General features: G+C 44.7%; 28 protein-coding genes. 8 read left to right on the top strand and 20 right to left on the bottom strand.

Features of this window, described 5'->3' with window-relative positions; genetic code table 11:
* Window positions 1–25: 25 nt before the first annotated feature.
* The 8 genes from B3014_RS00950 to B3014_RS00915 are packed head-to-tail and all read right to left on the bottom strand — an operon-like array spanning window position 26 to window position 5,590.
* The gene (locus B3014_RS00950; protein WP_289243186.1) at window positions 26–373 is read right to left on the bottom strand and encodes a Rieske (2Fe-2S) protein; all 348 of its coding nucleotides are present in this window, start codon (window positions 371–373) and stop codon (window positions 26–28) included.
* Window positions 370–1,230 (bottom strand): PfkB family carbohydrate kinase, encoded by an 861-nt coding sequence (locus B3014_RS00945; RefSeq protein ID WP_289243187.1) that lies wholly within the window; start codon window positions 1,228–1,230, stop codon window positions 370–372. The genes B3014_RS00950 and B3014_RS00945 overlap by 4 nt, the downstream gene beginning before the upstream one ends.
* Window positions 1,231–1,273: 43 nt before the next feature.
* A complete protein-coding gene (locus B3014_RS00940; protein WP_286303921.1) occupies window positions 1,274–1,921 on the bottom strand; it encodes an adenylate kinase in 648 nt (215 codons plus the stop codon).
* A gap of 37 nt (window positions 1,922–1,958) precedes the next feature.
* Window positions 1,959–2,810 carry an HDOD domain-containing protein gene (locus B3014_RS00935; protein WP_286303922.1) on the bottom strand — a complete coding sequence of 284 codons (852 nt, stop codon included), beginning with the start codon at window positions 2,808–2,810 and terminating at the stop codon, window positions 1,959–1,961.
* On the bottom strand, window positions 2,807–2,950 hold the full coding sequence (locus tag B3014_RS00930) for a hypothetical protein (RefSeq protein ID WP_286303923.1): 144 nt from the start codon (window positions 2,948–2,950) through the stop codon (window positions 2,807–2,809). Before B3014_RS00930 ends, B3014_RS00935 begins: the two co-directional genes overlap by 4 nt.
* A 1-nt stretch (window position 2,951) precedes the next feature.
* The gene (locus B3014_RS00925; RefSeq protein ID WP_286303924.1) at window positions 2,952–3,935 is read right to left on the bottom strand and encodes a S49 family peptidase; all 984 of its coding nucleotides are present in this window, start codon (window positions 3,933–3,935) and stop codon (window positions 2,952–2,954) included.
* A 39-nt stretch (window positions 3,936–3,974) separates the two neighbouring features.
* Window positions 3,975–4,634, bottom strand: coding sequence for an HAD family hydrolase (locus B3014_RS00920; RefSeq protein WP_289243188.1), 660 nt, complete (start codon window positions 4,632–4,634; stop codon window positions 3,975–3,977).
* Window positions 4,634–5,590 carry an RluA family pseudouridine synthase gene (locus B3014_RS00915; RefSeq protein ID WP_289243189.1) on the bottom strand — a complete coding sequence of 319 codons (957 nt, stop codon included), beginning with the start codon at window positions 5,588–5,590 and terminating at the stop codon, window positions 4,634–4,636. Before B3014_RS00915 ends, B3014_RS00920 begins: the two co-directional genes overlap by 1 nt.
* 556 nt (window positions 5,591–6,146) lie before the next feature.
* Between B3014_RS00915 and B3014_RS00910 the strand changes: the two genes are divergently transcribed.
* Complete coding sequence (locus B3014_RS00910) at window positions 6,147–8,624, top strand: Rne/Rng family ribonuclease (RefSeq protein ID WP_289243190.1); 2,478 nt, start codon at window positions 6,147–6,149, stop codon at window positions 8,622–8,624.
* Entirely contained in the window at window positions 8,608–8,883 is a 276-nt protein-coding gene (locus B3014_RS00905; protein WP_286303929.1) for a hypothetical protein, read from the top strand. Before B3014_RS00910 ends, B3014_RS00905 begins: the two co-directional genes overlap by 17 nt.
* Here B3014_RS00905 and kdsB read toward each other — a convergent pair.
* The 7 genes from kdsB to B3014_RS00870 are packed head-to-tail and all read right to left on the bottom strand — an operon-like array spanning window position 8,869 to window position 15,897.
* Window positions 8,869–9,621 (bottom strand): 3-deoxy-manno-octulosonate cytidylyltransferase, encoded by a 753-nt coding sequence (gene kdsB, locus B3014_RS00900; protein WP_289243191.1) that lies wholly within the window; start codon window positions 9,619–9,621, stop codon window positions 8,869–8,871. The two genes, B3014_RS00905 and kdsB, sit on opposite strands and share 15 nt — an antisense overlap.
* A gap of 3 nt (window positions 9,622–9,624) precedes the next feature.
* On the bottom strand, window positions 9,625–9,804 hold the full coding sequence (locus tag B3014_RS00895; protein ID WP_289243192.1) for a Trm112 family protein: 180 nt from the start codon (window positions 9,802–9,804) through the stop codon (window positions 9,625–9,627).
* Window positions 9,797–10,780: a tetraacyldisaccharide 4'-kinase gene (gene lpxK, locus B3014_RS00890; protein WP_289243193.1), complete on the bottom strand. Its 984-nt coding sequence runs from the start codon at window positions 10,778–10,780 to the stop codon at window positions 9,797–9,799. The genes B3014_RS00895 and lpxK overlap by 8 nt, the downstream gene beginning before the upstream one ends.
* A 5-nt stretch (window positions 10,781–10,785) precedes the next feature.
* Window positions 10,786–12,540, bottom strand: a complete 1,755-nt coding sequence (gene msbA / locus B3014_RS00885) for a lipid A export permease/ATP-binding protein MsbA (RefSeq protein WP_286303932.1) — start codon at window positions 12,538–12,540, stop codon at window positions 10,786–10,788.
* 3 nt (window positions 12,541–12,543) lie between these two features.
* The gene (locus B3014_RS00880; protein WP_286303933.1) at window positions 12,544–12,963 is read right to left on the bottom strand and encodes an ExbD/TolR family protein; all 420 of its coding nucleotides are present in this window, start codon (window positions 12,961–12,963) and stop codon (window positions 12,544–12,546) included.
* A complete protein-coding gene (locus B3014_RS00875; protein WP_286303934.1) occupies window positions 12,938–13,594 on the bottom strand; it encodes a MotA/TolQ/ExbB proton channel family protein in 657 nt (218 codons plus the stop codon). Before B3014_RS00875 ends, B3014_RS00880 begins: the two co-directional genes overlap by 26 nt.
* A 56-nt stretch (window positions 13,595–13,650) precedes the next feature.
* Complete coding sequence (locus B3014_RS00870) at window positions 13,651–15,897, bottom strand: DNA internalization-related competence protein ComEC/Rec2 (protein ID WP_289243194.1); 2,247 nt, start codon at window positions 15,895–15,897, stop codon at window positions 13,651–13,653.
* Between the two features lie 44 nt (window positions 15,898–15,941).
* Here B3014_RS00870 and B3014_RS00865 point away from each other — a divergent pair, with 44 nt between their 5' ends.
* Window positions 15,942–16,472 carry a DUF2062 domain-containing protein gene (locus B3014_RS00865; protein WP_286303937.1) on the top strand — a complete coding sequence of 177 codons (531 nt, stop codon included), beginning with the start codon at window positions 15,942–15,944 and terminating at the stop codon, window positions 16,470–16,472.
* On the opposite strand, the gene lolD is transcribed toward B3014_RS00865, so the two are convergent.
* From lolD to rpiA, 3 genes are all read right to left on the bottom strand, one after another.
* Window positions 16,461–17,147 carry a lipoprotein-releasing ABC transporter ATP-binding protein LolD gene (lolD, locus tag B3014_RS00860; protein ID WP_289243195.1) on the bottom strand — a complete coding sequence of 229 codons (687 nt, stop codon included), beginning with the start codon at window positions 17,145–17,147 and terminating at the stop codon, window positions 16,461–16,463. The two genes, B3014_RS00865 and lolD, sit on opposite strands and share 12 nt — an antisense overlap.
* Window positions 17,140–18,387 carry a lipoprotein-releasing ABC transporter permease subunit gene (locus B3014_RS00855; RefSeq protein WP_286303939.1) on the bottom strand — a complete coding sequence of 416 codons (1,248 nt, stop codon included), beginning with the start codon at window positions 18,385–18,387 and terminating at the stop codon, window positions 17,140–17,142. The genes lolD and B3014_RS00855 overlap by 8 nt, the downstream gene beginning before the upstream one ends.
* Before the next feature lie 67 nt (window positions 18,388–18,454).
* Window positions 18,455–19,120 (bottom strand): ribose-5-phosphate isomerase RpiA, encoded by a 666-nt coding sequence (rpiA, locus tag B3014_RS00850; protein ID WP_286303940.1) that lies wholly within the window; start codon window positions 19,118–19,120, stop codon window positions 18,455–18,457.
* Between the two features lie 162 nt (window positions 19,121–19,282).
* On the opposite strand from rpiA, the gene ilvA reads away from it, so the two are divergent.
* Window positions 19,283–20,797 (top strand): threonine ammonia-lyase, biosynthetic, encoded by a 1,515-nt coding sequence (gene ilvA, locus B3014_RS00845; RefSeq protein WP_286303941.1) that lies wholly within the window; start codon window positions 19,283–19,285, stop codon window positions 20,795–20,797.
* Between the two features lie 45 nt (window positions 20,798–20,842).
* Here the strand turns inward: ilvA and B3014_RS00840 are convergent, their stop codons facing one another.
* Window positions 20,843–21,532, bottom strand: coding sequence for an SIMPL domain-containing protein (locus B3014_RS00840; RefSeq protein WP_289243196.1), 690 nt, complete (start codon window positions 21,530–21,532; stop codon window positions 20,843–20,845).
* Between the two features lie 170 nt (window positions 21,533–21,702).
* Between B3014_RS00840 and pgl the strand changes: the two genes are divergently transcribed.
* From pgl to B3014_RS00820, 4 genes are read left to right on the top strand one after another with little or no spacing between them, the layout of a single operon-like run.
* Entirely contained in the window at window positions 21,703–22,413 is a 711-nt protein-coding gene (pgl, locus tag B3014_RS00835) for a 6-phosphogluconolactonase (protein WP_289243197.1), read from the top strand.
* Window positions 22,414–22,415: 2 nt separating this feature from the next.
* Entirely contained in the window at window positions 22,416–23,402 is a 987-nt protein-coding gene (gene glk, locus B3014_RS00830; protein ID WP_289243198.1) for a glucokinase, read from the top strand.
* Window positions 23,403–23,405: 3 nt separating this feature from the next.
* Window positions 23,406–23,786 carry a Co2+/Mg2+ efflux protein ApaG gene (apaG, locus tag B3014_RS00825; RefSeq protein WP_289243199.1) on the top strand — a complete coding sequence of 127 codons (381 nt, stop codon included), beginning with the start codon at window positions 23,406–23,408 and terminating at the stop codon, window positions 23,784–23,786.
* A 21-nt stretch (window positions 23,787–23,807) separates the two neighbouring features.
* On the top strand, window positions 23,808–24,425 hold the full coding sequence (locus tag B3014_RS00820; RefSeq protein ID WP_289243200.1) for a DUF2238 domain-containing protein: 618 nt from the start codon (window positions 23,808–23,810) through the stop codon (window positions 24,423–24,425).
* Here B3014_RS00820 and B3014_RS00815 read toward each other — a convergent pair.
* The gene (locus B3014_RS00815; RefSeq protein WP_289243201.1) at window positions 24,414–25,295 is read right to left on the bottom strand and encodes a pentapeptide repeat-containing protein; all 882 of its coding nucleotides are present in this window, start codon (window positions 25,293–25,295) and stop codon (window positions 24,414–24,416) included. The genes B3014_RS00820 and B3014_RS00815 overlap by 12 nt on opposite strands.
* Window positions 25,296–25,315: the final 20 nt, after the last annotated feature.

Here is a 25,315-nt window from a genome sequence, read left to right as displayed (position 1 = left end):
CCCTGGAAGGTATAAATCTACCGTATCAGGAGATGGAGATAAGGTAAACCTCGCCCGATGCTAGAACCTTAATGTTAAGCGGTGTGAGACTTTCCCCCCGGCAGGGGCCTGAAAAGCAGTAACCGTCTTCCAGTTGAAACAAAGCACCGTGAGTTGAACATTGGATATGGGTTCCTTCCAGCGACATAAACTGATCGGGTTGCCAGTTCAGTGGGATACCTAAATGAGGGCAAAAATTTAAATAAGCTCGCACCTCACCATCTTGTTTCAGTAAAAAACAGTCCAGTGTTTTATCGTCTTCCAGCTCAATGTTAAACCCCCGCGTTTGGTATTCCTTGAGCTCATTTTTATTACAAAGATAGATTTCTGTCATAACGGTAATAAATTCTCCAGTCCTTCCTGGCCACATTTTTTGCCTGCCAGGCGACAAGCAAACGAAAGTGTCTCTTCATCAGTTAGTTGTTTTATCATTCCAGAAATGATGCCGGCATTAAATGTATCTCCGGCGGCGAGCGTATCAATCACGTCGTTAGGAGGGACAGCTGGACTAAAAATGAGCACATCATGGTTTTTTAACCAAGCCCCCGTTTCACCCCAGGTACAAGTCATAAGACTCGGCAGGGATAAACTCTGAAGAAACAGCTCAGCGGAGTCATATCCCTGACTGAGCACATAAGGTTTAGAGAATAACAGTACATCTGCCAGAGGAAACAGTTTTTCTATACCTTCACGTGGTTTCTCTATTTCCAGAGAACAAGGTAAGTGTGGGTAATGTGTTTTTAACCATCGCAGCATTTTGTCGAGCTCATCGACATTTCTACCTTCAAAATGAATCCAGTCAAAGCCAGCCAGATCTTGTTGTGAAAAAAAGTGAAAATCCAGCTCGGGACAATCACGGTAGTGCACGATGGTGCGACTGCCTGTTGGCTTGCTCACCGTGATGTAAGAGGTCGGTAACTTACCTGTAGAGAGTTGCTTACAGAATCGATAGCTGATCTGATGAACGTCTAGATCTTGTTTAACAATAGTGGCATCGCTTTCGTCAATCAACACGCCAGACCAGGCGCATTGATGGCCTAACTGACTGAGAACGACCAGTGTATTTGTCGCATTTCCACCACGACGAATACTCTGGCTGATAGCTCTGATCTCATCATCTTCGTGAGGATAGCCGTTAACACGGTTGATGATATCTATGGTGGCGATACCGACAGCTAAAATATTTGCCATAAAGTGAAGCCGGCCCTTTAGGGCCGGTATCTGTGTTGATGGATTAGATGTTATCGAAAACAGCACCGACGGCATTGGTGATTTCATCAATATCACCTGTGCCAGGAATGGCGTGAAGCTTATGCTGTCTTTGATAGTAACCAATTAATGGCGCAGTCTGTTCTTCGTATACTTTCAGACGATTACCAATGGTTTCTTCATTATCATCAGCGCGCTGAAATAATTCGCCGCCACAGCTATCACATTGGTCTTCTTTTTTAGGTGGTGACAGGTGGATATTATAAATGGCACCACAGTCTTTACAGGTACGACGACCAGTTAAACGTTGCATTAACTCTTCAAAAGGAACGTCTAGTAACACAACACCCTGCAAAGGTTGGCCTAATTGCTCAAGCATGCTGTCTAAGGCTTCTGCCTGGGCAATATTGCGTGGGAACCCATCAAGAATGTAACCATCTTGAGCATCTTCTTCTGATAAACGCTCGCGAATAAGACCGATAACGATATCATCCGATACCAGAGCACCTGCATCCATCGCACTTTTGGCTTGTTTGCCTAACTCTGATCCCGCTTTTACTGCCGCACGCAGCAAATCACCCGTAGAGATTTGTGGAATATTGAATTTCTTTGATAACACAACGCCTTGTGTGCCTTTACCGGAGCCTGGGGCACCGAGAAGAACCGTTCTCATTGTTAGCCTCTTAAATAGATTAATTTTATGTTGAACTTTAATGCTCAGTCATCATAACGGATTCCAAACGCTGGATTTGTTTGGCAACCTGCCTGAGTAAATCCGGAATTTGGTATTCATTCAAGCCCAGCAAATCCCAAGCTGCTGGGTCTAGCGGTGGAACATGGCTGTCGCCACTGTGTCCGAAAGGCACGGAAGATACCAATATGTCGGCAATATGTACAACTGCGGCATCAATCAAAAACTCATCCGCATCGGAAGGAGAATGGTGATAACGTGCGACTTCCTGAAGTGATTTTGGTAAACGCCAGGCTTTAGTCAGCGCTTCACCTACGTGAGTGTGATCAAAGCCCATTGCCCGCTGCTCGGCTTCAAAAATTATTTCATGGCCGAACTCAGCACTATTAATCGCTTCACGCGCTAATTCAGGCACTGTCTGATAAATCACCAAACTACCGATATTGTGAAGCAGGCCGGCAATAAAAAAACGCTCACTTGAACGTTGGCCACACTCTTCAGCCAACAGCTTGCTGGCGATCGCACTGGCAAAACTATGGCGCCAAAACTCATTCATGTTGATCAATGAGGTAGGAATGCCTCTGAATGAATTCAGTACTGATGTCGCTAGAATTAGATTAGTCAGCTCACGGGTACCTATAATGGTGATGGCTCGCGAGATAGTATTTATTTGAGAGGGAAAGCCATAAAAAGGGCTGTTCACGATTTTTAACAGACGTGTTGCTAATGCCGGATCGGTATTAATGACCGCACTGATATCATCGATACTACTATCGGGGTCTTCCATTAGCTCATTGAGCTGTGTGTAAGTAGTGGGTGGTGAAACGAGTTCCAGTGATTTGTTGACCAGTGATTCAGCTGTGAGACTCATGTTTGCTCCTCCTGCTCATTTTCCAAGTCTAACTGCATTTCATACAGTGCTTTCATGAGGGGGTGACTCAGATCAACATAGCGAAAGCGTTCATCACGCTCTTCGCGTTGGGCTTCAGTTAATTCAATGGTGTCTGCCATATTATTTCACACTCCATGATGCCTTCTCACTGACGAATTGAGAGATAGATGCGCCGAGCTTGCCTGCAAACTGATCAAGGTAGTTTGGACGCGGGGTGTAATCAACAATATCTTCTGCGCCCAGAATATCACGTGCCACAGTACTGGTGTTTGCTAAACCATCAATCAAACCAAGATCGACAGCTTGCTCTCCCGACCAGAACAGTCCAGAGAATAAATCATCATTATTCGCCAATCTATCGCCACGACCTTCCTTTACTACGTCAATAAATTGTTGATGAATGGTGTCCAGCATATTGTGGGCATGTTCGAGATCCGCCTCTTTCATCGGCAGGAATGGGTCTAAGAATGCTTTGTGTTCACCAGCGGTTAAAGAACGTCTTTCGACACCCACCTTGTCAATTAAATCAGTAAAACCAAAACCATCCATTCTCACGCCAATTGAGCCGACTATACTGGCTTTATCTGCATAAATTTTGTCAGCTGCTACGGCGATGTAGTAACCGCCTGAGGCACAGACATCTTGAATAACGGCATAGACGGGAAAATCAGGGCGTGTTTTTTTGAGGCGCTGAATTTCATCATTGACGATACCTGACTGAACAGGGCTACCGCCGGGAGTATTCATTCTCAGGATTAAACCTTTGGCTGATTGATCTTCAAAAGCGTTACGAATACCCGTAACAATACTGTCAGCATTCGCTTCGGATTCACTGGCTATAGGGCCACTGATTTCAACCATGGCTGTGTGGGGGCCAGTAGCAGAAGATAATTGTTTGGGTGAGTAACTTAGAATTAGAAAGGCGATAAGATATAAAAAAATCAGGCCTTTAAAGACATATCCCCAGCGGCGTTTGTTACGCTGTTCTCTTATGGCTGCAAACGCCAAATCTCTCAGAACATTGCGTTCCCAAGTCTGATCTTCCTTGCTGTTGCTTGTATTTTCCGAATTATTATTAGGTGGGAAATCGCCAAATGTTGCCATGTTTATCTATCCTGAAAAAAACATAAGTATGCCATCATATCAAAACTCTGTGTCAGGACGAGCTAACCACTTCTCAACTTGATATAGATCATGAACAATGGCTCTGGGGTTCGCTGCTTTAAGAGTGAATTCTGGGTGTGCACCATGAGTGATTCCGAGACTGTCAGCACCGGCATTATGGGCCATCATTAAGTCGAACTCTGTATCACCTATCATCAGCGTTTGGTCAGAAGTGACACCAGCATAATCCATCAGTTCCATCAGCATTTGAGGGTGTGGCTTTGAATGGCATTCATCGGCACAGCGGGTTGATATAAACAAATTACCCAACCCGGTTTGTTGCAAGGCTCTATCCAAGCCTCTACGACTTTTCCCTGTGGCCACGCCTAACAAAATATTTTGTTCATTAAGTCGACTTAGTAAGGCTTCAGCATGGGTAAAAAGCGGTGTTGACTCCGGCGTGTTTACCCAGGTTTGACGATAGCAGTCAGCCAATGCTGTCCAGGTTGCCGCATCAGCATCTGGATAGAGTGTCTGCACTGCTTCATGTAATCCCAGCCCGATGATATGGCTGACTTGCGTATCTGACAGTGGTTCTAAAGATAAGGTTGAAATAGCTCGGTGCATACAATGAGTGATGTGCGCCGTTGAATCCATCAAGGTGCCGTCCCAATCAAATACGATGAGTTGGTAGTCCATTATGCATGCTCCATGAGTGAAACAACGCTCACCAGGTTGTCTGGAAGAGGGGCCTCCAATAGAAGTGGCTCATTGCTGATGGGGTGTCTGATACCCAGACGCCAAGCGTGAAGAAACAAGCGTTTCAGGCCATAGCTTTTCATGATTTTATTGAATTCGCGATCGCCATATTTGTCATCACCTGCAACAGGATGACCAGACCAGGCTGAATGGACACGTATCTGATGAGTTCTGCCAGTAAAGAGTTTGACCTCAGTCAGCTGGGCAAGGCCAAAAGCTTGTTTGGTGATAAATAAGGTTTTGGCTTTTTTTCCTGCAGAGTCGACTTTGACCATGCGTTCACCGGAAGAGACGGTATTTTTCTGAAGAGGTTGTTCGACGTAGAGTTCGTCTTGCTTGATTTCACCTTTTAATAAGGTTAAATAACGTTTGTCGATTTCATCAGAAAGCATTTGTTGTTGTAGACTCAATAGACATTCACGACTTTTTGCTATTAACAAGCAACCTGAGGTGTCACGATCGAGGCGGTGAACTAACTCGATAAATTCCAATTCAGGTTTTATCAGTCTGAAGGCTTCGATGACGCCCATTTGAATCTGAGTGCCTGCATGAACCGCCAGACCTGAAGGTTTATTCAACACCAGCATGGATTCGTCTTCAAAAATGATGCAAGCGAGTAACTGCTGTTTTAATGCGTCTGAAATCTCTGTTGGCTGATTTTTTTCAGATACCTGCAAGGGTGGCACACGAATAGAGTCACCAGCCTGGATTTTATAGGTTTGTTTAATACGGCCTTTATTGACACGCACTTCACCTTTCCGGATGGCACGATAGATCCGACTTTTTGGCACACCTTTTTCAAGTGTAAGCAAAAAATTATCGATACGCTGCCCAGCTTGAGATGCGCTTATTTCAATAAATTGTACTTTTTGTGACTGAGGTTTGTGAGCTGCCATAGAAATAGGTTAAATTTTGAGTTGCTGAGATGGCAATAGACTGCTATATTCGAACGTTGGTCCGTGCGTAAAATGAGGTCAGTATACCTACTTTTGTCCACGATGACTGAATTTTGCGTCGCGCCCTCGAAAAAGAGGTTGATGCGGCGCCCGGTAAACAAATATATATCTTCGCTGGACAGGGGTTCAGCGGGTGGGCTCATAGGGAGCCCTTGTAAGAATATCAGGTTCCCATGTCTTGATTGCCATCAAAACGAGTAGAAAGACGCATCAGACAGGACGACAATTAAGTAATTAATATAAACAAAAAATGGTTCAGATTTAGGCTTGAAGGTAAGCTAAGAAACCAATGAAAGTTGCAGAACACTATTGCAACCCGATGAAAGAAAAAGATGACTCATGTTCGCCTTGATGGGATGGCGCATGAAAGAAACGATACGATAGACAATTAATTACTGAACAACAGACATCGTCGCTCTGTAAAGCCCGACTGGCTAACGCGTCCCCTACGATGGTGGGCGGCAGGATATGCGAACCTCAACATTGAGGTTAGTGCATGAAACGAATTTTAATCAACGCAACACATGAAGAAGAGTTGCGTGTGGCAATGGTCGATGGCCAACGCCTATTTGATCTGGATATTGATACCCCATCCAGAGAACAGAAAAAAGGTAACATCTATAAAGGAAAAATCACTCGAGTAGAGCCGAGCTTAGAAGCTGTTTTTGTTGACTATGGTGCAGAAAGACAAGGCTTTTTGCCACTGAAAGAAATTTCAAAAACGTATTTTAAAAAACGTGATGATTCTGATGACAACAATGGGCGTCTCAACGTTCAGGATGTGCTTTCTGTTGGTCAGGAATTAGTTGTCCAAATCGAAAAAGAAGAGCGTGGCAATAAAGGTGCGGCTCTGACGACTTTTATCAGCTTGGCTGGTCGTTATTTAGTTCTAATGCCTAACAGTCCTCGTGCAGGCGGTATTTCTCGTCGGATTGAAGGGGATGACCGTGCAGAGTTGCAAGAAGCTTTACGCTCCTTAGAAGTCCCGGAAGGCATGGGCATGATCGTGCGAACTGCTGGTGTTGGAAAACAGCCAGAAGAGTTGCAGTGGGATCTTGAGTATCTTGTCCAGCTCTGGACGGCTATTGACGTGGCTGTCAAAGATCGTAACGCGCCATTTTTGGTTTACCAGGAAAGCAATATTATTATCCGTGCTTTACGTGATTACTTGCGTAAAGACATTGGTGAAATTCTGGTGGATTCGCCTGAAGTCTATCAAACAGGCTATGACTTTATGCGCATGGTTATGCCGCATGAACTCAGTAAATTTAAACTGTACCAGGATAGAGTGCCGCTATTCACTCGTTATCAAGTTGAAAGCCAGATTGAGAGCGCTTTTCGACATGAAGTGCGTTTACCATCCGGTGGCGCATTAGTTATCGATCCAACGGAAGCGTTGATCTCGATTGATGTTAACTCAGCACGCGCTAATAAAGGCGGTGATATAGAGGAAACAGCACTTAACACCAACCTGGAAGCTGCCGAAGAAATTGCACGTCAGTTAAGATTACGCGATCTGGGTGGTTTGGTCGTTATTGACTTTATCGATATGGGGCCTAGCCGTAATCAGCGCGAAGTTGAAAATCGCCTGCGTGAACATCTGAAAGCCGATCGTGCACGTGTTCAGGTTGGTCGGATATCTCGTTTCGGTTTGCTGGAAATGTCTCGCCAGCGTTTGCGTCCTGCTCTTGGTGACGCCCATCAGGAAATTTGCCCACGTTGTGCTGGTCTTGGCCATGTGCGTGGTGTGGAATCCTTGGGGCTGGCGGTATTACGCCTGATTGAGGAAGAAGCAACCAAGGATAAGGTCACGCAATTAATCGTTCAACTGCCTGTACCTGTTGCTACGTTCATTCTTAACGATAAACGCGAACAAGTCGATATTATTGAAAAGCGTCACGGTGTGAAAGTGGTGTTGATACCGAATCCACACCTTGAAACACCTCATTACGATATCGAACGTATCAAAGATGGCGGTGAGCGAAATGAAGTCAGTCACCAGCTTATCTCTCAACCAGAACAAGAGGTTCCGGTAGTATTACGCGATAAACCCGTCATGGAACAACCAGCAGTGAAGGGAATATCACCCGCAGCACCTGCACCGGTGATTGTTAAGGAAAAAGAGCCTGAACAAAAACCTAGCCTGCTGAAACGTTTGTTAAATGTGCTGACAGGAAAAAGTGAGCCAGAGAAGGAAGAAAAGCCTGTCGTGGATACAAAAAAAGAAAAAAGCTCACCAGAACAACGCACACAGAATCGTCGAGGACGTGGTCGTTCTAAGAATAATTCAGCAAATAATCAGAATCAGGAATCTGCTGATAATAATGAACGTAAAAAACCACGCCGTAGAAATGATAAAAATACGGACAATACTGAGCAGAAGAAGACTGAATCAGCAAATCCAGTAAAAGAAGAGGCTGCTTCAGACAATAATGACGATAAGCAGACACGTAGCAGTAATGGTCGACGCTCACGTCGTGGAGGCCGTCGCCGTCGTCCTGCTCGCGCTGAAAATACATCACCTGAGAATAATAACTCAGCTGACACTCAGAAAGGCAACATTGCTCCACCGCCGCCACCTGAGGTTAATGGCAATGCCGTTCCTGAGCCTGAGCCAGAAGTGAATGGTAATGTGATTAAGGCAGAAAAAGAGCCCGAAGTGGATGGCAACAAAGTACCTGCCTCAAAACCACGCAGACCACGTTCGTCAGGCCCGACAAATAGACGTCGTCGTCCGAGTGATAAGGATAAAGCAGAAGCGGCTGCTGCTAACAATGCTTCTAGCAACGAGGATGCTGCAAAACCAGCTCCCAAGCCAGAAGCGACAGATAAGCCTGTTGATAAAAAGGTAGAAAAACCAGCTGAGGAAAAAAAACCGGTGGTAGAAAAAAATTCGTCTTCGGATGATAATGGCTCTGAAAAGAAAAATAAGGCCAAATCTGAAGCGAGTGAGACGAATGCCACGCAAGAGTAATATTCCGCATGAAGAACTGCTGGCCTTAATTGGCCAGCAGGTTTCGTATCAACAACAACGTTGTGAGATTATTGAGTTGTTGGATGGCGCTGAATTAATCCTGCAAGTGCTCGAATCGGGCCACAACATTCAGCCCAACCAATATGGTGAAGGACACCGACCGGTGCCAGTAACGTATACCCTACCTGTATTTGATGGTGAGGGAAATTTACACGCTGAGCTTATTGCCGCAGGTTTAGATAAGTTACTCTGCCAATAACTGCCTGACTTCAATTAAGTCTGCTTCTGTATCTACCCCATGTCCGGCACTGATAAGAGCTTCTGACATGTGGATTTTTTTCCCGTGGAATAATACACGTAGCTGTTCCAATGATTCTTCCGTTTCAAGCAAACACGGCGCCATCCCTGTGTAGTTTTTCAAGAAGTGAGCGCGGTAACCATATAAGCCAATATGGCGATAATGAGGAAGTTCTGGTGGTAATTCCGTTTTGTGAAAGTGATCTCGCATCCACGGAATAGGAGCACGGCTGAAATATAAAGCATAGCCTTGATTATCCATCACCACTTTGACCACATTAGGATCGAATACTTGTTTCTCTTGATGAATTCGACTAAATAGCGAAGCCATATCTGCTTCTTTGTGTTGAGCTAGGTCTGCGGCAACCTGATTAATCAGTAAGGCAGGTAAACAAGGCTCGTCACCTTGTACATTAATCACTATTTCCTTATCATTGAACTGACGTTTTTCAACGACTTCGGCCAGTCTGTCTGTTCCGGAGCGATGAGTCTCCGCCGTCATACATACATCGGCATCAAAAGCGGTCACTGTGTCAGCAATACGTTCATCATCTGTTGCGATAATGACCTTGTCAGCATCACTCTCCAGAGCACGTTCATAGACATGTTGAATCATGGGTTTACCAGCAATATCCATTAGCGGTTTACCTGGCAGGCGACTTGATGCATAACGAGCTGGAATAATGATACTAAAGCTCATTCATTAGACCTCTTCATCTGCTGGCATTTGACGTGCTTCCTCTATCAACATGACGGGAATATCGTCTTTAATCGGATAAGCAAGACGGCAAGCTTTACAAATTAATTCCTGAGATTCTTTTTTATAATGCAATTTACCTTTACAAGCAGGGCAGGCGAGTATCTCTAAAAGCGCGTTATCCATTAGATCGTTCCTTTAATATTTGGTGAATAGCCGGAAATACAGGGCTATCGAGTGTGGCCTCAACCGGCAAATACCACATATTTTTGTGAGCAAAAGACTGACATTTTACGGCATCTTTCTCGGTCATTAGAATGGGGAGGTCATCATAAAATCTCAGGTCATCCGGTAAATACTGATGATGATCAGCAAAGTCGTGAGGGTGAACAATAATGTCATGAGCGGTTAAAGAATCAAAAAACCGTTTAGGATGACCGATTCCGGCGACCCCATGGACCTCTTTATGCTGGAAATAGCTTAATGGCACGGTCACGGTCTCATCATGTAAATTGAGCCACTGCATAGGGGTTAGCTGCATGGAATGACCATGTTCATCACTAGAGCCATTATAGATAATCAAGTCAACAGAATTTAAACGAGACAAGGGTTCCCGCAGTGGACCTACCGGCAGGCACTGTTTATTTCCAAAACGTCTTTTACCATCGATAATCACAATTTCCAGGTCACGTGCTAATGCATAGTGTTGCATACCATCATCAGAAATGATCACATTACAATGATGCTGGCTGAGCAGATGAATTGCTGCTTGTGGACGATCAGGATTAACGACGACCGGACATGCTGTGCGTTTTGCGATAAGTACGGGTTCATCACCACATTGTTTTGCATTGCTGTTTGCTGTGACTTCTAATGGATATTTTCTGCTGGCGCCACCATAACCACGACTGATAATCCCTGGCTTATAACCCGCTTGGCTAAGCTGTTGAGCCAACCATATAACAAAGGGTGTTTTACCGGTGCCGCCAACCGTAATATTGCCCACAACAATGACTGGTACAGGCATGGTGTGCTTGGTCAGCAAGTTTTGACGATAAGCCCACCGACGACAGAATATGACAAGCCGATATAACCAGCTAAGCGGTAATAAAAGCCAATATCTGGTGCCGGACTGATACCAACTGTCAGTTAACCAGCGCATGATGATCAGTCATCCTGAAATTGTAGACGATACAACTCGGCATAGTGTTTGCCATTAGCTAATAATTGCTGGTGAGTACCTGTTTCAAGAATTTCACCATCATGCATGACAATAATTTTATTGGCTTTTTCGATGGTAGATAGGCGATGAGCAATGACCAGCGTAGTGCGTTCACGCATAAGCTCTTCAAACGCCGCCTGGATATGGCGTTCAGCCTCAGTATCCAAGGCAGAGGTGGCTTCATCCAGAATCAGAATAGGTGAGTTTCGGAGCAGTGCCCTTGCAATAGCCAGACGTTGTCGTTGTCCGCCGGATAACAGTACCCCATTTTCACCAACTTCAGTGTGTAGTCCCTGAGGGAGTTTCTGAATGAATTCCCAGGCGTGAGCTGACTTAGCGGCTTGTATAATCGCTTCTTCACTAACGTCACCTGCCTGACCATAACTGATGTTGTTAGCTATCGTGTCGTTAAACAAGACAACTTGTTGGTTAACCAGAGACAATTGTTTACGCAAATCTTTTAATGTGAGCTGACTGATATCAACGCCATCAATCAGAATTTGTCCTTTTTCAATATTGTAAAACCGTGCCAGCAAGCTGACTAATGTGGTTTTACCACTGCCTGAATGACCAACAAAAGCGATGGTTTGTCCAGGTTCTGCATGAAAAGAAATATCATTGAGTACGCTTCCTTTTCCCTCATCGTAGCTGAAGCTGACGTGACGGTATTCAATCTGTCCTTTGGCACGGTCCATGGTAAGTGTGCCATTGTCATGCTCAGGTTCTTCATCCAGTAAGGTGAAAATACTCTCGGCTGCTGCGATACCTGCCTGTAGTTTTGAGTTTATTTTTGTTAAACGCTTTAACGGTGTCAGCAGCATAAACATTGCCGTGATAAAGGAAATGAAGCTCCCGACTGTGATGGCTTCAAGTACTTCTGGCAGCGTGGCCAGATAAATGACGACAGCAAGGCCTAACACAGTAATTAACTGAATCACCGGCTCACTACAGGCATCCGTGGCTATCTTTTTCATTTGCTGGCCACGGTTTTTTCTGTTGATACGATCAAACCGTTCAGTTTCATACACTTGACTACCAAATGTTTTGACTTCGCGATGCGCTTCAATGATTTCTCCACAGACATGACTGACATTGCCCATAGAACCCTGGATTTCTTTACTGATTCGACGAAATCGTATACTGACAAAATAAACCAGAACAGCCACAAAGGGGACGGTGACTAAAATGATCAGAGACAGGAAACCATTCAGATAAATCATCCAGGCAATCAGACCAATGATCGTTAATGTGTCACGTATAACAGTCAAAATAGCATCAGTAGCCGCGCCCGCAACTTGCTCGACATCGTAAAGCAGTTTGGACATAAGCTGACCAGAGTTATTTTTGTCGTAAAAACTCGCAGGTAGCGTAATGAGTTTTTCGAACATTTCTTCACGTAAGGTTTTAATGACATTACGTGCAATCCACCCCAGTCCATAAGTCGTCAGAAAATTAGCCACACCCCGGATAAAGAACAAACCGATGAGCATCAGTGGCACGTACTTAATCGTAGTGGGATCTTTTTCTACAAAGCTGCCATCAAGTAGAGGTTTCATTAAGGCGGCCATGCCGGTTTCTGTGCCAGCAAAGACAATCATTGCCAGTATCGATATCAGAAAAGCCAGCCAATAGGGTTTAACGTAGTTTAATAAACGCTTGTAAAGCTGGACGGCTGTCAGGGTGACAGGTGTTTGACTCATTGATTATTCCGCAGTTGTTTGACGTGTCGCCAGGGTCAATTTGGTGTAGCCGAGTTGTTGTGCTGTGTCCATCGCTGTGACGATAAGTTGATATTCTGCTTTGGCATCAGCACTAATAATCACATGGGGATCATTTTGTTCACCAACAACGCGTTTTAACACCTCGGCTAGCCCAGCGGAGGTGACGTTAGTGACAGCCTGATCATTGATAAGGACTTTACCATCCGCTTGTATCACAATATCGATTGGATCGATCTGCTCAGCCATGGCTTCGCCCGTCGCCTCAGGTAGGTCTACTTTTAAAGAGCTTTCACGAATAAAACTGGTGGAGACCATAAAAAACAATAACAGCAGAAAAACGACGTCAATCATCGGGGTCAGATTGACATCGGGTTCTTCAGAGCGTTTTGGTGATAGATTCACGTCTTGCTTCCTCATCTGGATCATACTGACGGTCACCATGCAGAATCTCGATAAGCTGCATCGCTTGTTCTTCCATGCCTACCACTAACATATTAATTTTACCGCGGAAATAGCGATAAAAAATCAAACTAGGGATGGCGACAGCCAGGCCGGTAGCCGTGGTAATCAAAGCTTCTGAAATACCCCCTGCCAGCACTTCAGGATTACCCACTCCTGCAGTGGTAATAACGGCGAAGACTTTAATCATGCCTAAAACCGTACCCAATAAGCCTAATAGCGGTGAGATGGCTGCGATTGTTCCTAATGTGTTGAGATTACGTTCCAGGGCAACGGTGACATGACGACCAATGTCCTCAATACTTTCTTTCGTTATTTCACGTGAACTGTTGCGGTTGACGAGGCCAGCGGCCAGAATCTGGCCAAGAGGAGAATTGCTTTGTAGCGCTTTAATGCGATGTTCATCAACCTGATTAAACTTTAACCATTGCCAGATTTGGGTAATGAGCTCCTTGGGGGCAATACGTTTCTTTTGCAGGCTCCAAAAACGTTCTGCGATAATAGCAATGGCAATGACCGAGCAGATAAATAGCGGGATCATTAACCATCCGCCTGCTTTAAACAATTCCAGCATGATGTCAGTCTCAGTTGTTTAAATGAAAATAGCGCTCATGATACGTGAAAATTGACTTACTCAGTAGCTTTCGACGTCCACAATTGTTCTTGTTGTTGACGCCAGAATATTGGACTATCGCCTTTACCGAAGAGGATAGCGCCATTCAAGTCGGTTCTGAGAATGCTACTAGGGATGTTTCTGTAGCGATCAACTACGTCAGTCACAGGAAAACCATACCGATTACGAAAACCAACAGAAAACACAGCATACTTTGGAGAAACGGACTCGATGAAATGACGGCTGGAAGACGTTTTACTACCGTGATGAGGTACAAGTAACACATCGGATTTAAGCGATTTTCCATAGCTGGCTACTAATATTTGTTCGCCTTGTTTTTCAATATCACCGGGTAATAATACTGACAGGTTTTTGCCTTTTATCTGGAGGACACAGGAACGTTCATTGTCCGAGCCTGATTGATTTTGAAACGGATGCAAAATTTTAAATTCAACCTGATCCCATTGCCAGTGTTGGCCCGCGGTACACAAGGTGGTGACTTTATGCTCGAAGGGTTGGCTGGTCATGATTTGTGTGACGTTAATATGCTTGAGAATGCCAGATAAGCCACCGATATGATCATTGTCACCATGACTGATGATAACCATATCAACATCATCAATGTCTCTATAGCGTAAAAAAGGCACCACAACAGCTTCGCCAGTATTAAAACTCTGACTGTATTTTGGACCTGTATCAAAGATTAACGTGTGGTGTTTTGTTTCGATGACAGAAGCCAGGCCTTGTCCGACATCTAAAACGCTGACATAAACATCCCCCGAAGCAGGGCGGTCAGTCTTGTAAAACAAAAGAGGTATTAACAACAAGACAGCAAGATATTTTCCTGGAAAGCCCCTAGGCAACATCATTAATAAAACAGCCAGCGCCAACATGACCAGTATTGGCCAGGGATAAACGGGTGTATGCCAGCTGGCAAATGACAAGTGACTTAGCCAGGACAAAATAGACCAGAGACAATTGAGTAAATAATCTGCCGCGGCTAACAATAATGATGAAAGCTTCATGCTGAGCGGCAAGAGCATCATAGCCAGGATAATCAGCGGCACAATCAATACACTCACCAGAGGTACTGCCATCAGATTGCCTATCGGCGATACGACTGATACATCGTTAAAGAAAGTGATCAGTAGCGGTATCAGTGCCACAGCCATGAGGAAATGAATTTTCAGCCAGGCCAGTTTGATACTTGGGAAACGCTGAGTGCAACTCATCAAAATGATGGCTACGGCACCAAAGGATAACCAAAATCCTGCATTTAACACGGCAAAAGGATCAAGGAATAAAACAATGATGCAGGCGAGTGACAACACATGTGAAGGGTAGAATGCACGTTTAAAAAATACAGCTAGCATAGCCAGACTCACCATAATCAATGCACGTTGAGTGGGAATGGATAAGCCTGCCAGGCAAGCATAAAAAATAGCAGTGTACAGTCCGCCCAGTGCGCCTATTCTGTGCGCAGGGATTCGAACGGATATCAACGGACAATAGCGCCAGAAAGCGCTTGTCAGTAAAAAACCTAAAGCGGCGGCCAGTCCGATATGCAAGCCAGAGATTGCCATTAGATGACTGGTGCCAGTTTTGCGTAATACTTGCCATTGGGTTTGACTGATATCGTCACGTTGGCCTATAGCTAAACCGAGTATTAAAGGTAATTGTTCCGCTTGAGGAATGAGTGAACGAATATGCTGTTCGAGTTCAGAGCGCCAGACATTGATCTGCCATTGAGATGATATGGCCAGTCGCTGATTATCTTCGGCTTTTTTTATATAACCTGTTGCGCCAATGCTTTGGCTGAATAACCATTTTTCATAATCAAAACCACCGGGATTCATCATGCCATAGGGTGGTTTGAGTTTGACACTGAATTGCCAGCGCTCTCCAGCTTGGGGGATGTCTTTAGGTGGGTAATACCAGCTGAGTTTTATTTTTTTGGGGAGGGATGAATCTTCTGGAGAAAATTCAAAACTAATATGGTGATCACCTGTCTGAGGTATGGAGGCGATAAGGCCTTGTACTTGTGTTGTTTTTGCAGGCGTGTATGTAGCTAGTTTATTTTGAATAGCTGATTGAGCTTGAAATGCACACCACAATAGTCCGACAATAAAACCTAAAATCCATAATTTTCGATAGTAGGCTAATGCCACGAAAGACAGTAATAGTAAGCTCCCTATTAGCAGTGGAGAGCTGACATATAGACCAAGCAATGTGCCGAGCAAAAATGCAATGGCAGTTTTATTCATATATCCCTATAATGACGCCCGACTTAGCATGTTACTGAGACGCCATGCCTCGTAAATTCCTAAAACGCATCATGCCAGATCACAACACGATGCGCGAACACCCACATCTGCGTAAGTTTGGTCAGCGACTAACTGAACCACGTTTATGGCATACCAATCGACGCTCTATTTCAGGTGGGGTGGCGTTAGGGCTGTTTGTTGGGTTTATGCCGATTCCTGGTCAAATGTTTATTGCAGCGGCATTAGCCATTTTATTCCGGGTGAATCTTCCTATTGCAGCGATGGGAGTATGGATTACTAATCCTTTCACCATGGCACCTATTTTTTTCTACGCCTATAAACTCGGGGCTTGGGTATTGAGTATCCCCATGGGCGCCCCGGCTTTTAGTCTGACCTGGGAATGGTTTTCAAAAGAGTTTCTAGCCATATGGCAACCACTACTCTTAGGTTGCACAATTCTGGGACTGGTATCCGCCATAGCGGGGATTCTTTTTGTTCGAATAGGTTGGCGACTGGTTGTTATCCATACATGGACACAACGTCAGCGCCAACAAAAAGATAAATCAGGCTCCTAAAGCCAGACAGCCATCAATCAATGTCAGTTGTTGATCCATTTTAGCGGCAAGCCCTGTATCGTGAGTCACAATGACTAATGCCGTGCCAAAATCTTCATTTAATTTCAAAATCAGATCAAAAATCCCTTGAGCTGTTCGATGATCCAGATTGCCCGTTGGCTCATCCGCCAGTAAGCAGGCGGGTTCGGTGATTAATGCTCTGGCCAGGGCTGCCCGTTGGCGTTCACCACCCGATAATTCACTGGGTTTATGTTGAAAACGATGGGCTAGTCCGACTTTATCAAGCAGTTCAGTCGCTTGTTCTTGAGCTGAGGTGGGTGACATGCCTCCAATCACTAATGGCATAGCGACATTTTCAACAGCCGTAAACTCTGGCAGCAAATGATGAAATTGATACACAAAACCCAGCTGCTGGTTACGTAATCGACTTGCCGCTTTATTTTTCATGGCATGAATATCTTGACCTTGCACCAGTACCTGGCCCTCTGTGGGGGAGTCAAGCCCACCAAGAATATGTAATAAGGTGCTTTTACCAGAACCAGAACTGCCTATAATGGCGATACGATCAGAACGGTTTACAGTCAGGTTCACATTATTCAGCACATCGGTTTTTAACTGACCATCTGTAAAAGATTTTGATAATTGGCTGGCAGATAATACTGCTTGATTAGTCATAACGAAGCGCCTCGGCCGGTTTAATCTGTGATGCACGCCATGAAGGGTAAAGCGTGGAAAGAATCGATAAGACAAAAGCCGTAATAGCAATGACGGTGACATCACTCCATTCTAGCTGTGATGGCAAACTGCTGATGTAATACACATCTGCAGGCATGAATTGATACCCGAGCAGTTTTTCTAAACTGGCGATCAAAGACTCAATATTCCAAGCTAAAAGTACGCCACCAACAACACCCATGGCGGTACCGATTAAACCGATTAACGTGCCTTGCACCATAAAGATACCCATAACGCTGCGTGGACTCATACCCAAGGTACGCAATATAGCGATATCAGATTGTTTGTCGGTGACCATCATCACTAAGGTCGATACGATATTAAATGCTGCTACTGCCACGATAAGCATCAGGATGACAAACATCACTGTTTTTTCTGTTTTTAGGGCGCGGAAAAAATTGGCGTGCTGGAATGTCCAGTCAGCAGCTCGATAATTAACGGGAACATCCTGCATGACTTTGCGAAGTAGTTGTGGTGCCTTGAAGACATCATCAAACTTTAAGCGTAAGCCAGTGACGCGATCGGGAATTTTGAATAATTTAGCGGCATCGTTGATATTCATCACGGCTAGACCGCTGTCATATTCATACATACCTATTTCAAAAATACCGACAACGGTTAAACGTTTAAGACGAGGAATCACGCCTGCGGGTGTGGGACTAACGTGTGGTGTGATCATGGTGATTTTGTCACCGGTTGTCACGCCCATAGCGGAAGCTAAATCTTTACCTAAGACAATGCCAAAGCTACCGTCAGTTAAATCAGCTAATTTGCCTTGAATGATTTTCTCACCAATCGTAGAAACACTTTGTTCCATATCGGCATCAATACCGCGAACCAGCGTGCCTCTGACACGGCTTCCCTGACTGAGCATGGCCTGACCCTCTACAAATGGAGCTGAGGCAATCACGTCGGGATCATGCTTAATTAAATCCTGTAAATCTGGCCAGTCTCTCAGCGTGCCATCCTCTCCAGTGATGAACGCATGTGAGGTCATACCGAGAATGCGATCTTTCAGTTCTTTTTCAAACCCATTCATGACAGACAGCACGGTGATGAGAGCGGCTACACCTAATGCCACACCGAGCATGGAGGTTAATGAAATAAAAGAAATGAAGTGATTACGACGTTTGGCGCGTGTATAACGCATGCCGATATAGAGACTGAGCGGTCTGAACATAATGTCGCCAATAGTGATGAGAGAGAAAACTGATCCTGCTAAGCAGGATCAGTCCATGTTTCGCCTTTTATGATTTCGCGAAGACGGTTTTGGTTCCTTCTGGTGAACCCAGTAACAGGACATCTGCTGGGCGCATCGCAAATAAACCGTTGGTGACTACACCGACGATATCATTCAGTGTTTTTTCTAATTTAATAGGTTCCATGATATCTAAACCATGAACATCCAGAATTACGTTGCCATTATCTGTGATCACACCTTCACGATAGACAGGTTGACCACCCAGCTTGACGATTTCACGAGCAACGTAGCTGCGTGCCATTGGAATGACTTCCACAGGAAGAGGGAATTTACCCAGAACGTCGACAAGTTTAGATGCATCAGCAATACAAACAAATTGTTTACTGGCTGCGGCAATGATTTTTTCACGTGTCAGCGCACCGCCACCACCTTTGACCAATTCGAGTAAGTGGTTAGACTCGTCTGCGCCATCGACATACACTTCGATGTCGTTGCAATCATTTAAATCAAATACTTTGATGCCATTCGCTTCTAATTTTTGTGTTGAGGCTTCTGAGCTTGATACTGCGCCTTCAATACGATCTTTGATGGTGGCCAGCGCATCAATGAAGTGATTCACGGTAGAGCCTGTGCCAACACCGACAATTCCGTTACCTTTGATGTACTCAAGCGCTGCCCACGCAGCTTGTTTTTTCATTTCATCAGCATTCATATGCAGCTTCCTTTGTTTCAATACACTTAAAAATTATCCCGGCAATTATAGAGATAAATGGCGGTCAATGGTAACGTAAGCGATTGCTTAGAAAATGATGACAGGATTTAGCTGTTGATCACTGAGTCTTTTTTTCAACATAACTGACTGATTTGGGCTGAAATGCTGACTGGATACGTAGAAAAAATTCTTAAAGCGCGCGTTTATGATGTGGCAAATGAGACACCTCTTGAGGTTATGCCTCGTTTATCGAAGAGATTAAGCAATACGATTTTGCTTAAACGAGAAGATCTTCAACCGGTTTTTTCATTTAAATTACGCGGCGCTTACAATCGTATGAGTCAGTTATCTGCTGATGAGCGAGAACGTGGCGTTGTTTGTGCATCAGCGGGCAATCATGCGCAAGGTGTAGCGCTGGCAGCGAATAAAATGAATATTCCTGCTTTGATTGTCATGCCCAAAACTACACCACCTATCAAGGTGGAGTCGGTGCGGGCTTATGGTGCGGAAATTAAACTGCACGGCAATAGTTATGACGATGCCAGTGCTTATGCCTTATCCGTTGCTGAGAAAGATGGTCGCACTTTTATTCACCCTTATGATGATCCTGAAGTCATTGCCGGACAAGGCACGATTGCGATGGAGATTATCCGTCAACACCCTGATCCTATTCATGCCGTATTTGTGCCTGTCGGTGGCGGTGGATTGATATCCGGTGTGTCGGCTTATATCAAGGCATTCTGGCCAGACATTAAAATCGTTGCGGTTGAACCGGCCGATGCAGCTAGCCTGAAAGCGGCGCTGGAGGCGGATGAGCGTGTCAAACTGGATCAAGTCGGATTGTTTGCTGATGGCACGGCAGTCAGACAAATTGGTGTCGAACCTTTCAGAATCTGTCGTGAAACAGTGGATGAGGTCGTGACTGTCAGTAGTGATGAGTTATGTGCAGCCATTATGGATATCTTTCAGGACACGCGCTCTATTGCTGAGCCATCTGGCGCACTCGCTGTGGCTGGCGTGAAAAAATACTTAGCCAACAACCCGATGGAAAATCAGCAACTCGTTGCCATCAATAGTGGTGCCAATATTAATTTTGATCGTTTACGTCATGTTGCTGAACGCTCTGAAATTGGTGAGCGTCGAGAAGTCTTGTTTGCCACCAAAATTGATGAACAACCAGGCAGCTTTCAAAAATTCTGTAAAACACTGGGTGAGCGAGGGATTACCGAATTTAATTATCGTTACGCTGATGACAAACAAGCTCAGGTTTTTGTTGGTGTCAGAATGAACGGCCAGGAAGAAGAACGCCAACAATTATTTTCTCAGCTGGATCAAGCTGGGTATGACTGGGTTGATTTCACCGATAATGAAACTGCCAAGTTACATGTACGTTATATGGTGGGTGGTCATGCCCCTCAGGTAGATAATGAACGTCTAATTCGTTTTGAATTTCCAGAGCGACCTGGCGCCTTACTACGGTTTCTAACGCGCATTGGTCAGCGCTGGAATATCAGCCTTTTCCATTACCGTAATCATGGGGCTGATTATGGTCGTGTGCTGGTGGGCATTCAGGTGGGTGATGATTATAAACAGGAGTTCCAAATCTTTTTGGATACGCTTGGATACACATACTGGGAAGAGACCGACAATCCTGCTTACGATCTGTTTCTGAAGTAATAAGGCAGCCACGGCAGTCATTTTATGCTGCCGTGGCTTTGGGCTTTACTGATTGAGTTTGATACTGCCGCGAACGTTCACTGAAATTTCGTTACTGCCGCCAGCTAATGCAGCTGGTGCAGCTTTGACTCTCATATCCGCTGACATCATATTGGCGCGTTCCATCATTGGCATTGGGGTAAATGAATTACCATCAATGGATATGGACACAATTTCATAACCACTGCGATCAAATTCAGTGCTGATGAGTTGTGCTTTATCTTTGAATTTGCTGATAGCTTGTTTAAGTAAATCTGTTTTGACTTTTTCAGCACGGTCGTCTGAGACCATAAACTGCATAGATTGAATATTGGCTAGTGTATTGATGTCCGCAATAAACTGACTCATTTGATCAAACTGGCGGGTTTCAAGCGTCAATTGCTGACTAACGCGCCAGCTGGCAATTTTGCCCTCATCATAAACGGGCTGCGTGGTGTAATTGGATGTTTCAGCTTGAATCGCATTGAAGTTTTTCACCGCATCCAGAACCAGCGCTGTTTTTTTGTTGACCATGTCAGTTAATTTGGCAGGGTCTTTTCCTTGTTCAAATACTTGTAAACGCGTTATAAGTTCATCATTTTCAACATCCATGCTGGCACTGGTATCGAGTGAGACTATACCCATTTGAGCAAGGTCTTCAGCAAAAGTGAGGGGGCTCATGGCTAAAAGCGAAATAAATGCCAAAGTGTGTTTCATAGGTCCTTCCTTAATTGAATAAAAATGCTGCGTCTTTTAAGACTAGCTCAAAAGCGTTAAGTTTTGATATATCATGCTGGCAATAATCAGTCGAAATTGATGGTGGCGTTGTATAAAACTCACCGTCTGTATTTCAGCATAGTTTACATAATCAAAAATTGAGGAACACAATGAAAGCAGAACAAAAAATCCTGCCTGATGCGACGAGTTTAATTAAAGCAGCCGCAGAACATTTTGTCAGTACAGCTCGATCAGCGATTGCAAAAAGAGGTGTTTTTTATGTGGCCTTGGCGGGTGGTTCAACACCTAAAGGCTTGTATGAAAAATTAGCTACCTCACCTTATTTAGAACAGATTGACTGGGCTAGGGTACATTTGTTTTTTGGTGATGAGCGTTGTGTTCCCGCTACTCACGATGACAGCAATTTTAAAATGGCGCGTCAGGCCATGATCGATTTAATTCCTATTCCAACAGAGAATGTGCATCGCATGCCAACTGAGAGTGGGGATGCGGCTGATGTCGCTGTTCGTTATGCCGATACTATGAAATTTGTGATGAAAGATGCACCATTTGATTTAGTGCTGCTCGGATTGGGGCCTGATGGACATATTGCATCCTTATTTCCAGACACGCCTGCTTTAGATGTGACGGATACACTTACCACTCATCTTTATGTTGAGAAATTTGACTCATGGCGTGTGACTATCACCTATCCTGTTATTAATGCCGCACTTCAGGTGATTGTTTTCATCGCAGGAGAAGCAAAAGCGGCTATCGTGAGTGATATTACCAGCGATGCTGTATCAGGCTTACCCGTTCAGCGTTTGGCGCCTCAACACGATTATTATTGGTTTATGGATCAGGCGGCTGCAGGTAAGTAACCATGACACATGTGCTGGCTGTCGATGTAGGTGGGACTAAAACGCTATTTGAGTTATCCGATGCAAATGGCCAAGTGACCCATAAGCTGAAATTAGACAGTCAGCGCTTTGATACCTTCGATGCCATCCTGACGGCATTTATTGAACAGCTTCCTCAATCGTGTGTTATCAACAATGCTTGTGTCGCACTGGCGGGTCCGGTGAGTGGACAATATGGCCAAGTCACTAAGTTGCCCTGGAAGTTAGATGCCCGTGTCATTGAAAAGCAGTTTTCAATTGAAAGGGTCATACTTTGTAACGATTTCGAAGCAGTGGGTTATGGTATTGCGGGTTTAGCTGATAGCGAGGTTGAGACGTTACAAGCGGGTGAACCGAATCAGTCATATCCCCGTGTTGTATTAGGTGCTGGTACCGGATTAGGACAAGCTATTTTGATTCCGCAGGAGAATCAGTGGCAAGTTTTTGCAACAGAAGGCGGGCATGTTGATTTTGCCCCCTTAGATCGAACCCAGCAGCTTTTCCTGGAGCATCTCCAGCAGCGACATGGCCATGTTTCTTATGATCGTATTGTTTGCGGAAGCGGGCTTGTCAGTCTCTATCATTTCCTACGGGACTATAAGCAAATTGATGAAAATAACGCGTTACGTCTGGCGATGGTAAACGGTGATGCCGCATCGGCTATCAGCCAGTTCGCCATAGAAAAGAATGATATTTTGGCAAATGAAGCCTTAGATATGTTCGTACGTATTTACGCTGCTCAAGCTGGTAATTTAGCGCTGACCACATTGGCTCGAGGGGGCGTTTATCTGGTGGGTAATATTCTGCTGAAAAATATTGCCAAGTTCAGAGCGCCATCATTTATCAACAGTTTTGTTGAAAAAGGCCGCATGACAATGTTGATGGAGCAGATACCGGTTCATATCGTGCTTGATGATGAAGTCGGGCTAAAAGGTGCTCGCTTCTTAGCACAAAAAGCCATGTATAATTAACATATGAATGAACATAATAACGATATTTCAGTTGATGTAGAAACCACCTACCTGGATGAAGAATCTGATCCAGAAAAAGCACGCTATTTGTTTGCTTATACCATCACCATTAAGAATCAGAGTCAGTCATCGGCCAGATTATTGTCCCGTTATTGGAAAATTACCGGTGGTGATGGTCATGAGCAGGAAGTGGAAGGGGATGGTGTGGTAGGTCTGCATCCTTATCTTGCACCTGAGCAGGAATTCACTTACACCAGCGCAGCAATGTTGGATACACCTGTCGGTATGATGCAAGGTCATTACAAGATGCTGGGAGATAATGGTGAGCGATTCGAAGTCAATATTCCGGCATTTACCCTAGCTGTTCCACGCACGCTACATTGATTGTCTTCTGAGCTTTTCAGAATGCTGACAAGCAATAAAGAGAAAATCGTCTGGCTAAGTTTAGTTTCAATAGCTTTGCTTGTTTCTGCTATTGATCCAGTGGCAGACCGGTTGACCTGGTTTATGGAAACCGTGCCCGTGATGATAGCCATACCCACATTGCTTATCACTCACAGACAGTTTCCTCTGACGATTATTTCCGTTCGAGCGATCAGTCTCTTTGCTTTTATATTAATTGTGGGTGGTTATTACACTTACGCAGAAAATCCATTGTTTGAATGGATTCAACAAACGTTTGATCTAGCCCGCAATCATTATGATAGGTTGGGTCATTTTATCCAGGGCGTGGTACCGGCTCTGTTATCCCGTGAAATACTATTACGAACTTCACCACTGCAACGTGGCAAGTGGTTATTTTTTATAGTGTGTTCCATCAGTCTTGCCATCAGTGCTTGTTATGAATTTGTGGAGTGGGCGGCTGCAGTGATTAATGCCCAGGCTGCAGAAGCTTTTCTGGGAACACAAGGTGATAACTGGGATACACAATGGGATATGTTCTTGGCTTTAAACGGCAGCCTATTTGCTCAATGGTTTTTTGCTCGCATCCAAGATCGTCAATTGGGTGCGTTACTGCCCTGACCGTCGGCACATTCCGGTAGAATTTTTGCCACACACCTTGCCATCAATCCATATAGCGTTGTCTAATTTAGTCGTGAGAGTAATGGCACCGCTGATATTAGCATTGGTTAGATCAGCATACGATAAGTCCGCATTCGATAGATCTGCTTCGACTAAATCCGCTTCCCGCAGGTTAGCACCTTTAAGATCAGCATTATTTAATTGGCTATAACTCAAATTTGCTTTACGTAGGTCGCTATACGCTAAATCTGCTCCTGATAACTGACTATTCATCATGTTGCTATCAGTGAGAATGCTACCCCGCATTTGGGCCATTGAGAGATCAGCATTTGTCAGAAGTTGACCAGAAAGCTGACAGTTATTCCAGTTAACATTGGGGGCGGCTGGTGATTGACAATCAGATTGCGGCGTTGGCAGTTCGGTTGGATAAAAAAAGGCTAAACTGGCGACCACGCTGAGTATGATTAAAATGATTAAGCTGGGCCAAAGTATTTTCTGATGACGGTTGCGATGACGGTGCATTAAGGTGCGACGCAGAGCTCGTCTTTTTAGAGCAATGTCGGCTTCTTCCTCGCGTCTCTCGCCTTTGCGTTGTTGCAGAATAGTCTCGTCAACTTCTGTGGGTGGGCTATTGCGTCTGTCCTCACCAGTACGCTCATCCAGATAACCCTTGATGGGTGACGCCTTTTGTTGGGGGACAGTGAAATCGTCAGAATCAGCTAAAGTATGCCAATGTCGTCGATCTCTGGATACCTCATCATCTGAGGTAAGTCTCCCCACTTTTAAATGATTACTGATAACGGAAGCTGTAAAAGGGCCAGAAATTTTCCCTTGCTTACGAATATACCATTGTCCGTGTTTATGTCTCATTGCCATTGCTCTTAGCAATA

It is taken from the genome of Methylophaga sp. UBA678, assembly GCF_002299105.1.
Taxonomy (GTDB): Bacteria; Pseudomonadota; Gammaproteobacteria; order Nitrosococcales; family Methylophagaceae; genus Methylophaga; species Methylophaga marina.
This window is presented reverse-complemented; position numbering and strand designations above follow the sequence as displayed.